The sequence below is a fragment of the Haloterrigena sp. H1 genome, from assembly GCF_005938085.1.
Classification (GTDB): Archaea; Halobacteriota; Halobacteria; order Halobacteriales; family Natrialbaceae; genus Natrinema.
In genome coordinates, this window is sequence record NZ_SMZK01000001.1 from 523,288 (window position 1) to 537,631 (window position 14,344).

The following is a 14,344-nucleotide window of genomic DNA, read 5'->3' on the forward strand; positions in this document are numbered from 1 at the left end:
GTCGCGGAGCGGAGTCGAGCCCCGTTAGGTACCGATTCGGTAGCGGTTCTCGAACGGGACACGTTCGTGCCAGGCGAGCAGCACGTGGAGCGCGATCGCAACGGCGAGCAGCCCGAAATTCCAGACCGGCGAATTGTAATAGATCACGTCGATGATCACCGGTTTCGCGTACAGCGGCCAGAACGGCTCGAGCGGAGCGGCGATGTCGGGAGCAGAGAGGAGGTCCGCGAAGATGTGACTGGTTCCACCGAGGACCAACCCAGCGGTCGCGAAGACCAAGACGGTCTCGTCCGAGATGGCGGTGCTTCGAATCAGGCGGTTCGCGTTGAACCAGTCGGTGAGCCACTTCGCGGCACCTGCGCCGACGAGGACGCCGACCAGTGACACGAACAGCAGGGTGTGAGTGATGCCGTGGTGGGTGATCGGGAGGACGTGCCGAAGGACGAGATCGGTGTCCGGGAGCATCGCAGTCGCTAGCGCGAAGCCAGTAAATCCCAGTGCACCCCGTTGGCCCCAGATGAGCCATGCTGGCGCGGCAAACAGCAGCGCCATTCCGAAGTGGCCAGTGACATCGACCATGTGAGTGGGCGATTATCGGAGCCGCCGGACGAGCCGGAGGAACACTGACACTGCTGTCCCGAGGCCGGGGATACGAGACGAGAGCGCGGCTGCACCTAGTAACAGGAGGCCGCTCTTTGGCCGTCCACGCCGAAACGCCAGCGCGCTGTCGATCAGTGTCGAAACGATACTCAGCTTGTTCGCCGTCCGCGAGTTGACGTTCGTCATCGTTCTGTTCGCCGGGATTGGCACTTCACGGCTAAGTACGACACCGCTGCAACAGCAGGCTCACAGGACCTCGCTCTCGCACTGCTGTACCCCCTCGAGCAAAAAACCGCCCGCTTGTTCCGTTCGCTCACGGGCGTGTCTGCCCGTTTACGGCACTAATCGTGTTTGAGCGACCGCTGACCAGTGAACGCCATCGCGGCATCGACCTTTTTCTCGTCGGGTTCGTTCGCTCTACTCACTCACCACTCCTTGAAAAATCTCGACCAAAAAGGCGCTCGCTTCGCTCACGGACGTTGTGTCCGTTCGCATTCCGCGGTTCTCGCTCACGATGTTCGCTCCGAACCGCGCATCGCTCGCGGTCCTAATCGTGCTTGAACGACCGCTGACCAGTGAACGCCATCGCCATGCCGTGTTCGTCCGCGGCCTCGATCACGTCCTCGTCGTTGACCGACCCGCCGGGCTGGACGACCGCCTCGATGCCCGCCTTCGCGGCCTCCTCGATCCCGTCCGGGAACGGGAAGAACGCGTCCGAGGCCATGACCGCGCCCTCGGCGTCTTTGCCTTCGGCGTGCTCGTCGGCTTTCATCGCGGCGAGCCGAACCGCGTCGACGCGGGAGACCTGTCCCATGCCGACGCCGACCGTCTCGGTACCGTCCGCGAAGAGGATACCGTTCGATTTCACGTGCTTGAGGGTCTGCCACGCGAAGACCATCGACTCGAGTTCGTCCTCCGTCGGTTCGCGCTCAGTGACGACCTCGAGATCGTCGACCGAAATCGACTGCAGATCGCGTTCCTGGACCAGTCGGCCGCCGACGAGGTCCTTTTCGGTGAAGCGCTCGGTCTGCTCGCCGAGTTCGCCGACATCGAGGACACGGAGGTTCTCCTTCTCACAGAGCGTCTCGAGTGCGTCGTCGGTGTAGCTAGGTGCGACGACGACTTCTTTGAACGAGTCGATGATCTGTTCGGCCGTTGCGGCGTCACACTCTCGGTTGAGCGCGACGATACCACCGAAGGCGCTCATCGGGTCCGTCGAGAGGGCCTTCTCGTAGGCTTCGGCCAGCGAGTCGGCGGTCGCACAGCCCGCGGGGTTGGTGTGCTTGATCACCGCCGCTGCGGGCTCGTCGAACTCCTTGATGAGATTGAGCGCGCCGTCTGCGTCGTTGTAGTTGTTGTAGGACAGGCCCTTCGCGCCCTCGTTCAACTGGTCAGCGTGGACGACGCTCGCCTCGTCGCAGGTGTAGTCGGCGTAGACGGCGGCGTCCTGGTGGGGATTCTCGCCGTAGCGGAGCGTGTCCGCGCGGTCGTCGGAGACGACGCGACGGCTCGGCAAACCGTCGTGCTCGGCGTCCTCGACGCCGGCCACGTCGGCGTCGACCGTGACCTCACCGGCGTCCAGATCGATGTCGACGGCTCCCTCGGCGACCCACTTCACGGCCCGCGGGTACGCGCGGAACTCGCCCTCGTAGAGGACGCGCTCTTTCAGGTCGTCTTCGTCGTCGCCCTCGTAGACCGGGATCGGCTCCTGAGTGACGATCGGTCCCATGTCGACTTCGTCCTCGACGACCGCGCCGTCCTCGTCGGTCGCGTCGGTGACGACGTGGACCGTACAGCCGGTCACCGACACGCCGGCCTCGAGCGCGTCGCCCCAGGCGTCCATGCCGGGGAACGACGGCAGCAAGGCGGGGTGGACGTTCAGCGTCGTCGGTGCCTCGTCGAGGAACGTGTCCGACAGGATTCGCATGTAGCCGTCCAGACAGACGAGATCGAACTCGTACTCGCTCAGCGCCTCAAGTACGGCTTCCTCGTGCTCGCGGCGGCTCATGTCCTCGGCGAGTGGGACGACTTCGGTTGGAATGCCGCGCTCTGCGGCGGCCTCGAGTACCGGTGCGTCCTCGGTGTTCGTCAGAATTACGGCGAACTCGGCTCCGCCCGGCTTTCGGTCGGCGATGTTCAACAGGTTGCGCCCTCGGTTGCCGGCCATCCCGGCGATTCGCGTCATGGTCGAACCCGCGCCCGCGAGCGGCAAAGTGGTTGCGGTCTCGAGCGCCTGTGTATCCACATTCGTGTATTATTTTGGCTGTATACCGTTCCCGATCGGGAGAGGTATACACGCACGTGGGATCGAGCAGCCGCAGGTTTCGATACGCTTTTGCAACGGGCTGGACGAACGGCCACTATGACCGAGACCGACGCCCTGTATGCCGTTTCGCCGCTGGACGGCCGATACGGCGGCCGGACCGCACCGTTGTCGCCGTACGCGAGCGAGGCTGCGTTGATGCGCGCCCGCGTTCGCGTCGAAGTCGAGTACCTGATCGCGCTGGCTGATCTCGAGGCAACGCCGCTCGAACTCGATCTCGAGGACCGCGAGCACCTCCGCGGGCTCTACAACCACTTCGCCGAGGAAGACGCTCGCCTGATCAAGAAACTCGAGACGGAGGGCCACGCCGGCTTCGAGGCGACCAACCACGACGTCAAGGCCGTCGAGTACTTCGTCCGACACCGGCTGCCAGAGGACAGCGACGCCTCGGCCTGGATTCACTTCGGGCTGACCAGCGAGGACGTGAACAACCTCGCCCACCGACTGCTCGTTCGTGACGCCGTCGACGAGGTGTTGCTTCCCGAACTGTACGACGTGCGCGAGACCCTCGCCGAGATGGCTCGTGAGTACCGTGACCTGCCGATGCTGGCGCGCACCCACGGCCAGCCCGCGACGCCGACGACCTTCGGCAAGGAAATGGCCGTCTACGCCTCGCGGCTGGGCCGCGCGACGGGCCGGATCCGGCAGGCGACCGACGAACTCAGCGGCAAACTCGGCGGCGCATCGGGCACCTACGCGGCCCACGTCGCCGCTTACCCCGATGTCGACTGGCCGGCGTTCGCGCGGGACTTCGTCACGGATCTGGGCCTCGAGTTTGAGGGACTTACGACGCAAGTCAACCCCTGTGACGACCTCGCGGCCGTCTTCGACGCGTTCCGCGGGGCCAACGACGTCCTGCTCGACCTCGATCTGGACATGTGGCTCTACGTCTCCGATCGCTACCTCGGACAGGAGGCCGTCGAGGGCGAGACGGGCTCGTCGACGATGCCCCACAAGGTCAATCCGATCGACTTCGAGAACAGCGAGGGCAACCTCTCGAAGGCCAACTCCGATCTCACCTTCCTCGCGGACTACGTCACCACCTCTCGGCTTCAGCGTGACCTCTCCGATTCGACCGTCAAGCGCAACATCGGCGGTGCCTTCGCCCACTGTCTGATCGGCTACGGCAAGACCGCCGCCGGCCTCTCGAAGGTCGTCCCGAACGAACACGTGATGCGCGACGAGCTCGAGTCGACCCCCGAGATCATCGGCGAGGCTGTCCAGACCATCCTTCGACGCGAGGGACAGGCCGACGCCTACGAGCGCGTCAAGGCCGTCACCCGCGGGAAGGACGTCACCATCGAAGACTTCCGCGAGATGTTCGACGACCTCGATGTCGACGAGGACGTCCGCGAGGAACTCCACGCACTGACGCCGTCGGGCTACACCGGTGTCGCCAGCGAACTCGTCGACGACCTCGAGTAATCGCGAGCGTGTTTTCCTACGTTTCCGATCACTGATCGCGGCCCCTGACCCAGCCTCGGTTCCGGAATCCGGTTCCGGGACCGTGACAGTATTGAGCACCCTTATTCGAGGGAGTGTATGGACTATCTTCTCTGGGTGATCGTCGCGCTCGTCGCCTACGGGTTGATGGCACCGCTGACGAGCGTTGTCACGTCAGATGTCCCGCCCGCAGTCGCGCTCTTTCTCTCGACGACGATCTTTCTCTGCCTGACAGCGGTCGTCCTCGTCGTCACGGGGACCGGCACCCCTTCGGACGTCACCAGTCCGTCGGCGCAGATCGTCTACGTTGCCGGCCTGTTTCTCTCCGCGGGCATCCTCGCGTACTATCAGGCGCTCGAGCGCGGCCCGGTCAGCGTCGTCGTGCCGATCTACGGACTGTTCATCGTCGGGAGTTCGATCATCGGGATCGCTTTTCTCGGCGAAGAACTGACCGCGACCCGCGCGGCCGGCATCGTCGTCGCGGCGGCTGCGATCTATCTCGCCGCGGGGGGTGAGGCGTGATGCGACGATACGTCTGGCTGTCGCTGTTTGCCTTCCTGTCCTACAGCCTGGTCGCGCCGTTGCTCTCGATCGCGATGCTCGAGTTACCAAGCACGCTGGCGGTCTTCCTCTCAAACTCGGTAATGTTTCTCACGGTCGGACTCGTGATCCGCTATCGTGGGCTGTCGGTCCGGCCGTACCTCTGGCATCCGCGCACTCCCTACATCCTCGCGATGGGCGTCCTACTGACGATCGGCCTGTTGACCTACTACCGGGCGCTCGCGCTTGGACCAGTGAGCATCGTCGTGCCGATATACGGGCTGTTCATTGTCGTCAGTTCGCTGGTCGGTATTGTCGCTTTCGACGAGACCGTTACTGCTCGCAAAATAGCCGCCATTGCGCTGAGCGTGCTGGCAATCGCGCTGATGTCCCTGTGATCCTCGTCGCGGTCAGCCCAATCACTCCGTCGTATCGATGCCAGCGGCGTCGTTAATCGGGCACTTCTGGGTCGTTCCGGTCACTAGCAAGATCGCGCCGACGACGAGTGCGATGACCGCGGTCACGATGCCGACGGCCCAGTACCCCATCAGCGCGGCGATGCCAGCAAGCACAGCGATTACGCCAATGACGATCCGTCCGGTACGATCGATCCCGCCGACGTTCTTTTGCATGGCGTTCACCCACACTAAATTGGATTCCCGTTGACAAAATCGTTCGGTGTACCACGTGAGCGGTACGTCTCGGTGAGAAACCAGTCACAACTGACTACTGAAAGGGCTTCCTCCTAATGCCAGTTACGCGAGCAACGCCGTGAGCGCCTCCTCGAGCGCCCGCGCCGCCTCGCGGACGGCCGCAACCCGCACGTACTCCCGTGGCGCGTGGGCGACCGCGCCCTCGCCGTCGGCGAGGACGCCGGGACCGAAGACGACCGTCGGGGCGTCCGCCGCGAAATACGAGGCCTCCGTCGCAGCGGTGAACGGGCGTATCTCGCCGCCGGCCGCGTCCGCGAGCGTTTCCGCCACGTCCGCGTCGGGACCGGTGTCCCAGGCCTCGAGAAACGGCGTCGGCCGGTCGGTAAAGCGAAACTCGAGGTCCACGTCGTCGGGAATCGCACGCCGAAGATGGGCTGTCAGCGCCTCGTGGAACTCGTCGGCGGTTTCGGGCGGGACGCTCCGCCGGTCGACCGTTAGCGCGCAGTCGGCCGGCACCTGATTGGTCGCCTCGCCACCCTCGACGACGGTCGGGGTCAGCGTGGCTGCGCCGAGTTGCGGGTGGGTCGGCGGGGCGTCGTCGCGCTCGTCGAAGGTGCGGATCGCCGCGAGCGTCTCCTCGAGTGCCGCAACCGCGTTGATCCCGGTGTCGGGTTCGGCGGCGTGGGCGTTGGCCCCCGAAAGGTGAACCGTTCCCTGGAACCGGCCTTTCGCAGCCGTACAGACGTCGAGGTCGGTCGGCTCGCCGACGATCACGGCGTCGGCGTCCCGCGTAGGGGACTCGTCGCCCGAGACCAGCGCGTAGGCTCCCGTCGAGAGCACCTCCTCGTCGGGGGTGATTGCGAGCGTGACGCGGCCATCCGTCGGCTCGACGGCGAAAAAGGCGGACAGCAGGGCCGCAAGCGGCCCCTTTGCGTCACAGGAGCCGCGGCCGCGGATCACGTCTCCCCCGTCCGCTTCGGCACCGTCCGCGTCGCGCTCGAACGGCACGTGGGGTGACACCGTGTCGATGTGGGTGTTCAAGACGACGTGCGTCTCGGCCTCGGCTCTCGGCTGTCCGCGACTCGCTAGCACGTTCCCGGCATCGTCGACGCGGGGGTCGACGCCGTGGGCCTCGAGCGTCTCACAGAGATACTCGCGCATCGGCCCGACGTCCTCGTGAGAGGCGTGCTGGACAGCGGTCTCGAGAAACGCGACCGGGTCGAACCTCTCGCCGCTGGTAGGATCGTCACCCGTCACGACTCGACCGGCGACTCGAGGGTCACCTCGCCATCGAACTCGTGTTCGACTGGCCCGGCGAGCGTCGGCCGACCGCGCTCGTTGAAGCTCACCTGCAGGTCACCGCCCGGCGGGTGGACGTCGACTGGGTCGGCATCGGTGAGGCCGAGTCGGCGCGCAACGACGGCGATGGCGACCGCACCGGTGCCACAGGAGTCGGTCTCGCCCTCGACGCCGCGCTCGTAGGTGCGCTGATCGAAGCCACCCTCGCCGTCGGGGCTGGCGATGGTGACGTTCGTCCCCTCCGGGAAGACGTCGGCGTGGCGTACCGGCGGCGCGACCGCCTCGAGGTCGACATCGTCGACGTCGTCGACGAAACTCACGGCGTGGGGAACGCCGGTGTTGACGACCGAGACCTCGAGTCCTTCGATCTCCGCTTCGAGGACCGGCTCGTCGGCCTCGACGGGCACTTCGTCGGGAGCGAACGTGAGGTCGGTCATCTCGACGACGACGTTCTCGCCGTCGCGGTCGGCCCGCAGCGTGCCCGCCTGGGTGTCGATCATCACGCTGTCAGTCCCGGTCCGCTCCATCGCCCACTCGGCGGCACAGCGCGCGCCGTTGCCACACATTGCGGCCGTCTTGCCGTCGGGCTGGAACAGCGTCATGACGACGCGTGGTGGATTGAACCCCTCCTCGAGCGCGAGAAAGAGGATCCCGTCGGCACCGACGCCATCGGTTCGGTCGCACTCGCGTTTGGCGAGCGCGCCCCGATTGGGAACGTGTTCGTTCGCGTGGATGATCAAAAAGTCGTTGCCGGTGCCGTGGTACTTCTGGAATGGAACAGTCATCGTGCTATCGTACTCGTTCGTCGTCGGTGTCGCTCGCCGCTGGGTGGTCGTCGGTCTTTCGATCCGTCGCCGAGCCATTGTGTGCCTCACGTTCCGGACGCGTCACGTCGTCGACCGTCTCGCGACGGCGAGCGAGCCGTGTGTCGCCGTCCTCGAGGACGATCGACGCGGGCCGGGGTCGGGAGTTGTACTGGTTCGCCATCTCGTAGCCGTAAGCCCCCGCGTTGCCGATCGCGAGGACGTCGCCGCGTTCGGTTGCCGGGAGTTCGCGGTCCGCACAGAAAACGTCGCCGCTCTCGCAGATCGGGCCGGCGACGGTCTGCGGGACGATCTCGCGCTCGTCGGCGTCCAAATCGGCCGTCAGGTTCCGGATCGGATGATACGCGTCGTACATCGCCGGTCGAATCAGCGTCGTCATCCCCGCGTCGACGCCGACGACGGTCGTGTCGCGGGCCGCCTTGACGGTATTCACGTCGGTCAGTAACACGCCCGCGTCCGCGACGAAGTAGCGGCCGGGTTCGATCGCCAGCCGCGCGTCGACCTCGCCGAGTGCCTCCCGCGTCGCCTCCGCGACCGACGCGAGGTCCAGCGGTTCCTCGTCCTTACGGTAGGGAACGCCGAAGCCGCCACCGACATCAACGAACTCGAGATCGGTGACTGTCTCACTCACCTCTCGAGCGAGATCTCCCATCCGCGCGACGAACTCTCGGTGAGCGTCGAGTTGGTCGCTCGAGACGCCGGAGCCGACATGTGAGTGGATGCCGACGACGTCAAACCCCCGGTCAGCAGCGTCGGTCAAGACGTCGACCGCACGCTCTGCGGGGACGCCGAACTTCGCGGCTGCGCCGGTCTGTACCTTCTCGTGGTGGCCGGCACCGATGCCGGGATTCACTCGCAGACAGAGCCGACCGTCGTACCCACGGTCGGCGAGCCGGTCGATCGTGTCCTCGGAACCGGCAGTGACCGTCAGTTCGGGGTGGTCGGCCCACGTATCGACGATCCAGTCGAGGTCCTGGGCTGGCGGGTTGACCGCCGTGTAGTGAACCTCGGAATCGGACGCACCCGCCTCGAGCGCTCGCTGGACCTCGCCGGCGGAGGCACACTCGAGGCCAGCCCCTTCCTCGTGCAGCGCCGCGAGTACGTCACCAAGCGCGTTCGCTTTCACCGCATACAGGATGTCGGCGTCGGGAAACGCGGCTGCGAGCCGCCGGTAGTTCTGGCGGACACGCTCGAGGTCGAGAACGTACAGTGGCGAGCCGTACTCGTCTGCGAGCGTCTGTAGTTCGGCCGCGTCCCACGCGGAGAGGCGGCGGACGGACGGTGAATCCGCAGCGTCAGTCATTGTCATGTCTAAGTCACCGTGAGGATTCAAGGGTTTGGGTTCTCACTCGCCGTTCGCACTCCGTGAGCAATTAGCGGGACTGCAAACACTATGAAAGGGGCTTTTGTGGCATTCTCACTCTGTCCGCCACTGAAATCGACCGGTTACGGCCGTATCCGCCAAAAGCCGCGCTCGGAGGAAACCGTTTATTCGCGAAGCGCGTCTTCGCGTTCGGTCGCCTCGAGCGTCTCGGTCTCCAGATCGGTCGCGACGACGGCCGGCTTGTACGCGCCGCCGTCGAAGAGGTCGTGGTCGCTGACCGAGGACTCGACGAAGCGGGTGAACGCGCGTCGGTCGGCGGGGAGTTCCCCGTATAGTACCTCTTCCTCGACGAGGTCGTAGACCGGGATGCGCGGGGTCAATAGCGTGTTCTCGCCGACGACGCTGTTCTCGCCGACGACGAACCCGCTGGTGACGCGACAGCCAGCGCCGAGCGAGACGTTGTCCTCGACGATGACCGGTGCGTCTTCGACCGGCTCGAGCACGCCGCCGATGAGGGTGTTCGCGCCGAGTTTGACGTTGTCGCCGATCTGGGCACAGGAGCCGACGGTGTCACAGGAGTCGACGAGGGTCCCGTCGCCGACGCGCGCGCCGATATTGACGAACGCGGGGCTCATCAGAATGCAGTCGGAGCCGATGTTCGCGCCGCGGCGGACGACGGTGCCGTCGGGTGTGTTGCGGCTGCCGCGGTCGCCGTACTCGCTCGAGTCCGCGAGCGGCAGGACGTCGTTGTACGTCACACCGCCGTACTCGCGGGGCTCGGTCGCGCGCAGGCCGAAGTTGAGCAGGATGCCCTGCTTGACCCACTCGTTTGCCTCCCACTCGCCGCCCGATTTCTCGGCAGCGCGGATCTCGCCGGCCTCGAGCGCGTCGAGGAAGGCATCCAGCGTCGCGTATGCGTCTTCGCCGGCGGTCTCGGCGCTGATCTCGTCGTTCTGCTTGCGCTCCCACAGCTCGTCGATCTCGGTTTCGAGTGCGCTCATTCGCTGATCACGTCCGCAAAGTCGTAGCTGCCTGCCTTCTGTCCAGCGATCCAGACCGCCGCGTCGACCGCGCCAGCGGCGAAGACGCCACGATCCTCGGCGCGGTGGGTCAGCCGAACCTCCTCGTGGTTGCCCGCGAGAATGATCTCGTGTTCGCCGGTGATGTCGCCCGCTCGGAGCGCATGGACACCGATCTCGCCGCCTTCACGCGGCGCATCGCCCTCGCGGCCGTGCGTACGCTCGGTGAACTCGCCGTTGGCCTCGATCTCCTCGAGCAGGCGGTTTGCAGTGCCACTCGGGGCGTCGCGCTTGCCGTTGTGGTGGGCCTCGACGAGTTCGACGTCGTAGCCGGGCAGGTTCTGGACTGCCTCGCCGACGACGTTGACCAGCGCCTGCACGCCGCGAGCGAAGTTCGGCGCGTGGAGAACGGGAACGTCCTCGCTTGCAGCCTCGAGCGCCTCGAGGCCGTCCTCGTCGAAACCGGTCGTGCCGGTGACGTAGGCGACGCCCGCATCGGCACAGACCTCAGCGTACTCGACGGCCGATTCGGGGCCAGTGAAATCAATGACGACGGTGGGCTCGCGGTCGGCGACCAGCGAGTCGAACTCGGCTGCGGGTTCGATGTCGACGCCGTCGACGGTCTCATCGTCCGGGTCGCGGTTAACGGCGAACACGATCTCGCAGTCCTCGTGTCCAGTCGCGGCGGCGAGTACTTCTCGACCCATCCGGCCTGTTGCACCGGTGATGCCGAGCCGAACCGTCATCGATCACCCTCCGCCGCGTCGGCAACCGCAGCCGAGTCGCGCTCTAAGTCAGCGAGGACGGCCTCGAGGTCGTCGCGGTATTCGTCGGCCAGCCGGGTCAGCGGCGATCGCATGCGCGCGGGGCCGTAGCCGCGGATCTGCATGGCTTCCTTGACCGGGATCGGGTTGGTCTCGACGAAGAGTTCGCGGAACAGCGGGCCGAGTTCGTGGTGGAGCTGCTGGGCGCGTTCGTAGTCGCCGTCGAGTGCCGCGCCGACCATCGCGCAGGTCCGTTCGGGTTCGATGTTCGCCGCGACGCTGATCGTTCCGGTGCCGCCGACGGAGATCGTCGGCAGGGTGAGTGCGTCATCGCCCGAGAGAACCGCGAAGTCCTCGTCGGTCGTGCGCTCAGCGATCTCGCCAATCTGGCCCAGATCGCCGCTGGCGGCCTTGAAACCCGCGATGTTCTCGTGGCTCGCGAGTTCGACGGCGGTGTCGGGGTCGATGTTGCGGCCCGTCCGCGAGGGGACGTTGTAGACGATCTGTGGGAGATCGACCGCGTCCGCGATCGTCCGGTAGTGTTCGATCAGTCCGCGTTGCTCTGGCTTGTTATAGTACGGCGAAATAAGCAGGAGGCCATCTGCGCCCGCCTCGGCGGCGCGTTCGGAGAGCTCGAGTGCCTCGCGGGTGTTGTTCGAGCCGGTGCCCGCGATGACGGGGACGTCGTCGACGGCCTCGATGACCGCCTCGACGACGCGGACGTGTTCGTCGTGGGTCAGCGTCGCCGATTCGCCGGTCGAGCCGACGGGGACGAGGCCGTCGACGCCCGCGGCCTCGAGCCGTTGTGCGTCTTGCTGCAGCGTTTCGTAGTCGATCCGTTCGTCTTCGTCGAAGGGCGTACACATTGCGGGGAAGACGCCCGAAAGGTCGATAGGTGAACTCATGGGTTTGTGTTGTCGTTGGGTCGTGTCTCGGTCCCCAATCGGTAGGGTGTATCGGTTCCGATCGGTGGATGGTCAGCAATCGGTCGTGCGCGATCGAATCGTACCCGGGACGGGGATGCCACGCCCGCCGCGAGCACACTCACGCACGTTTACGTTTAGAACGAGGGGGGACGCCGCTCACGACGGGGCTGACGGTCGGCTGAGCGACGTGGCGCATATCCGTTCCGTTGGGCTACTCTGCCTTATTTTTTCTGTCTTTGCTCGACAGGCGATTGAACCGTGTTAAGAAGTGACGCCCCTTCTTCACGTAATTTATCCCGTCTCACGACGTACTGGTTCCTATGACGGACTTTGGATTGAAAGTGCGAATGGCGATCGTCGGATCGGTCCTGTTTGCCTTCTACATGCTCGTCGGGGCCTTCGGCCTGGCGATGTTCGGGTTCGGCGCGTGGCCACTGGTCGCACTCGGCCTGCTCGTCTTGCCGGCCATCCAGTACAAGATCGGGACGTGGTCGGCGACCAGACGGGCCCAAGAGATGCCCGAAGATGGTCAGTACCAGGACATCCATCGGATGACCGAGTCGCTGTCCCAGGACATGGGCATCGACAAGCCGAAGCTGATGGTCATGGAGATGGGCGTCCCCAACGCCTTCGCGACTGGCCGGAAGGGCAACGGCGTCGTCGTCGTCTCGACGGAACTCATCCGGCTGCTCCAGCGTGACGAACTCGAGGGCGTCATCGCCCACGAACTCGCACACATCAAGAACCGCGACGTCATCACGATGGTTCTCGGCCAGTCGATCGGGATGATGGTCGGCTGGGTCGCCTACATGGTCTACATAATGGGCGGCGAGCGCAACATCGGCAGCATCATCGTCGGGATGGTTATCTCGAACATCGCCCAGATGCTCGTGATGGTCTTCGTGCTGGCCATCTCGCGCTACCGCGAGTACGTCGCCGACGACGACGCTCGCCAGTACATCGGCAGCGGCGACCCGCTGGCTCGTGCCTTAGAGAAGATCTCGAAAGGGTCGCAGGGTCGCGAATCCCAGCTCGACGACAGCGTGAGCGCGCTGTGTATCTTCAACGCCGATCGCTCGCTTCTCCAGAAGGTGTTCGCGACGCACCCGCCAACCGAAAAGCGCATCGAGAAACTCCGGCGCTGACCGGATAGCCGTCTCCGGCCGCGAGCGACCGACGCGATTTTTTACGCTCGCACGCGATATGTCGATACGTGACGGAAATTCATCCCGGTCAGCGCGTCGCCGTGCTCGTCGACGCCCAGAACCTCTATCATACTGCACAGAGCCTTCATAGCCGCAATATCGATTATTCTGCACTGCTCGAGAAAGCCGTTCAGGACCGCCAGCTCACGCGCGCGATCGCCTATGTTATCCGCGCAGAAGCCCCCGAGGAGGAGAGTTTCTTCGAGGCGTTGATCGACATCGGCTTCGAACCGAAGATCAAGGACATCAAGACGTTCGCCGACGGCACCAAAAAGGCCGACTGGGACGTCGGCATGAGCCTCGACGCGGTGACGCTGGCCAACCACGTCGACACGGTCGTCCTCTGTACGGGCGACGGCGACTTCTCGCGGCTGTGTTCGCACCTGCGCCACGAGGGCGTCCGCGTCGAAGTGATGGCCTTCGAATCCTCGACGGCCGAGGAACTCATCGACGCGGCCGATTCGTTCCTCGATCTCGAAGAGCGTCACGAGACCTTCTTGCTCTAACGCGTCTGCCCCGCTCGAGCCGGGAGAGAAAACCGGGCGACTCGAAGGCGATCTAGTTCGGGTATCGGCGCTGCCAGAGCCCGATCAGCAGCGCATACGCCGTGACGAACAACGTCGCACCGGTCACGAGATACGTGAGCGGACCGGTGACGAGTGTGGCAGGGCCGACCAGCGTCAGGGTCCCGATGATGAGCAGGGTGGCCCCGAGGCCGATTTGCGTGACGTCCATGTCCTGCCGATAGTACTAGATCCAATGACTATAATATTCACTCTCTCACGCTGTCCGGCCCTCATCGATCGAGTCGGCCGATTTCCTCCACAAGCCGGATTCCGGCCAGCACGCACGACTGACGACCGTCTCCCTCCCCAGTGCCACCGACGCCGGTAGGTCGAAGGGCTTTCGATCCGGCAGGCCAAACCCCGGGCAATGAGCGAGCCAGCAGACGGGAGTGCGGGCCTCCCCCAACTTCGGACCATCGCTGACTACCAGTTCGGTGCGGGTGCGGGCGCGGCGCTGTTCCCGCCTGACGAATCGCTGACGATCAAACGCACTACCTCGGGCCGGCCACAGCAGGTTCACGCTGACTCGGGACGGATCGTCTCCTTTGGCACCGATGGCCGGTTTACGCTCGGGCTCGAGGGCGGTCGACGGCTCGAGGCCGCCCTCTCCCATCCCGCCTACCGCGTCGTCGTCGACGACGAGAGCGAGCCGTTCGTCCGCGACGAGAAGAACGTCTTCGCGAAGTTCGTCTGTGAGGTCGGCGACGAGATCCGGCCGGGCGACGAAGTGCTCGTCGTCCACGAGCGCGACGAGTTGCTCGCGGTCGGGACGGCACAACTCGATGCCGGGGCGATCCGGGACTTCGAGACGGGGATGGCAGTGAACGTGCGCGAAGGCGCGCCTGCGGAGCAGTAAGA

Annotated in this window: 17 protein-coding genes; 6 read left to right on the plus strand and 11 right to left on the minus strand. The window is 65.2% G+C overall.

Annotated features, from left to right (window positions below):
• Positions 1 to 24: 24 nt before the first annotated feature.
• The 3 genes from E2L06_RS02680 to purH form a co-directional block, all read right to left on the minus strand.
• Positions 25 to 579 carry a metal-dependent hydrolase gene (locus E2L06_RS02680; protein WP_138778358.1) on the minus strand — a complete coding sequence of 185 codons (555 nt, stop codon included), beginning with the start codon at positions 577 to 579 and terminating at the stop codon, positions 25 to 27.
• 12 nt (positions 580 to 591) lie between these two features.
• On the minus strand, positions 592 to 786 hold the full coding sequence (locus E2L06_RS02685; RefSeq protein WP_138778361.1) for a hypothetical protein: 195 nt from the start codon (positions 784 to 786) through the stop codon (positions 592 to 594).
• Between the two features lie 361 nt (positions 787 to 1,147).
• Positions 1,148 to 2,785, minus strand: a complete 1,638-nt coding sequence (gene purH, locus E2L06_RS02690) for a bifunctional phosphoribosylaminoimidazolecarboxamide formyltransferase/IMP cyclohydrolase (RefSeq protein WP_138778363.1) — start codon at positions 2,783 to 2,785, stop codon at positions 1,148 to 1,150.
• A gap of 177 nt (positions 2,786 to 2,962) precedes the next feature.
• On the opposite strand from purH, the gene purB reads away from it, so the two are divergent.
• From purB to E2L06_RS02705, 3 genes are all read left to right on the plus strand, one after another.
• Positions 2,963 to 4,348, plus strand: a complete 1,386-nt coding sequence (gene purB, locus E2L06_RS02695; RefSeq protein WP_138778365.1) for an adenylosuccinate lyase — start codon at positions 2,963 to 2,965, stop codon at positions 4,346 to 4,348.
• A gap of 117 nt (positions 4,349 to 4,465) precedes the next feature.
• Positions 4,466 to 4,888, plus strand: a complete 423-nt coding sequence (locus tag E2L06_RS02700; RefSeq protein WP_138778367.1) for an EamA family transporter — start codon at positions 4,466 to 4,468, stop codon at positions 4,886 to 4,888.
• Complete coding sequence (locus E2L06_RS02705) at positions 4,888 to 5,304, plus strand: EamA family transporter (RefSeq protein WP_138778369.1); 417 nt, start codon at positions 4,888 to 4,890, stop codon at positions 5,302 to 5,304. Before E2L06_RS02700 ends, E2L06_RS02705 begins: the two co-directional genes overlap by 1 nt.
• Positions 5,305 to 5,325: 21 nt before the next feature.
• Here the strand turns inward: E2L06_RS02705 and E2L06_RS02710 are convergent, their stop codons facing one another.
• The 7 genes from E2L06_RS02710 to dapA form a co-directional block, all read right to left on the minus strand.
• Entirely contained in the window at positions 5,326 to 5,538 is a 213-nt protein-coding gene (locus E2L06_RS02710; protein ID WP_138782480.1) for a DUF2892 domain-containing protein, read from the minus strand.
• A 123-nt stretch (positions 5,539 to 5,661) separates the two neighbouring features.
• Entirely contained in the window at positions 5,662 to 6,816 is a 1,155-nt protein-coding gene (locus tag E2L06_RS02715) for a M20 family metallopeptidase (protein ID WP_138778371.1), read from the minus strand.
• Positions 6,813 to 7,643 (minus strand): diaminopimelate epimerase, encoded by an 831-nt coding sequence (gene dapF, locus E2L06_RS02720; protein ID WP_138778373.1) that lies wholly within the window; start codon positions 7,641 to 7,643, stop codon positions 6,813 to 6,815. The genes E2L06_RS02715 and dapF overlap by 4 nt, the downstream gene beginning before the upstream one ends.
• 4 nt (positions 7,644 to 7,647) lie before the next feature.
• Positions 7,648 to 8,985, minus strand: a complete 1,338-nt coding sequence (lysA, locus tag E2L06_RS02725) for a diaminopimelate decarboxylase (RefSeq protein WP_138778375.1) — start codon at positions 8,983 to 8,985, stop codon at positions 7,648 to 7,650.
• A 185-nt stretch (positions 8,986 to 9,170) separates the two neighbouring features.
• A complete protein-coding gene (locus tag E2L06_RS02730; protein ID WP_138778377.1) occupies positions 9,171 to 10,007 on the minus strand; it encodes a 2,3,4,5-tetrahydropyridine-2,6-dicarboxylate N-succinyltransferase in 837 nt (278 codons plus the stop codon).
• Positions 10,004 to 10,771, minus strand: coding sequence for a 4-hydroxy-tetrahydrodipicolinate reductase (gene dapB, locus E2L06_RS02735; protein WP_138778379.1), 768 nt, complete (start codon positions 10,769 to 10,771; stop codon positions 10,004 to 10,006). Before dapB ends, E2L06_RS02730 begins: the two co-directional genes overlap by 4 nt.
• Positions 10,768 to 11,694 (minus strand): 4-hydroxy-tetrahydrodipicolinate synthase, encoded by a 927-nt coding sequence (gene dapA, locus E2L06_RS02740; RefSeq protein WP_138778381.1) that lies wholly within the window; start codon positions 11,692 to 11,694, stop codon positions 10,768 to 10,770. Before dapA ends, dapB begins: the two co-directional genes overlap by 4 nt.
• 341 nt (positions 11,695 to 12,035) lie before the next feature.
• On the opposite strand from dapA, the gene E2L06_RS02745 reads away from it, so the two are divergent.
• Together E2L06_RS02745 and E2L06_RS02750 are read left to right on the plus strand one after the other, a co-directional pair.
• A complete protein-coding gene (locus E2L06_RS02745) occupies positions 12,036 to 12,860 on the plus strand; it encodes a M48 family metallopeptidase (protein ID WP_138778383.1) in 825 nt (274 codons plus the stop codon).
• A gap of 68 nt (positions 12,861 to 12,928) precedes the next feature.
• Positions 12,929 to 13,426, plus strand: coding sequence for an NYN domain-containing protein (locus E2L06_RS02750; protein ID WP_092932691.1), 498 nt, complete (start codon positions 12,929 to 12,931; stop codon positions 13,424 to 13,426).
• Between the two features lie 52 nt (positions 13,427 to 13,478).
• On the opposite strand, the gene E2L06_RS21685 is transcribed toward E2L06_RS02750, so the two are convergent.
• On the minus strand, positions 13,479 to 13,655 hold the full coding sequence (locus E2L06_RS21685) for a hypothetical protein (protein ID WP_171052295.1): 177 nt from the start codon (positions 13,653 to 13,655) through the stop codon (positions 13,479 to 13,481).
• 198 nt (positions 13,656 to 13,853) lie between these two features.
• Between E2L06_RS21685 and E2L06_RS02755 the strand changes: the two genes are divergently transcribed.
• Positions 13,854 to 14,342 carry a PUA domain-containing protein gene (locus tag E2L06_RS02755; protein WP_138778385.1) on the plus strand — a complete coding sequence of 163 codons (489 nt, stop codon included), beginning with the start codon at positions 13,854 to 13,856 and terminating at the stop codon, positions 14,340 to 14,342.
• Positions 14,343 to 14,344: the final 2 nt, after the last annotated feature.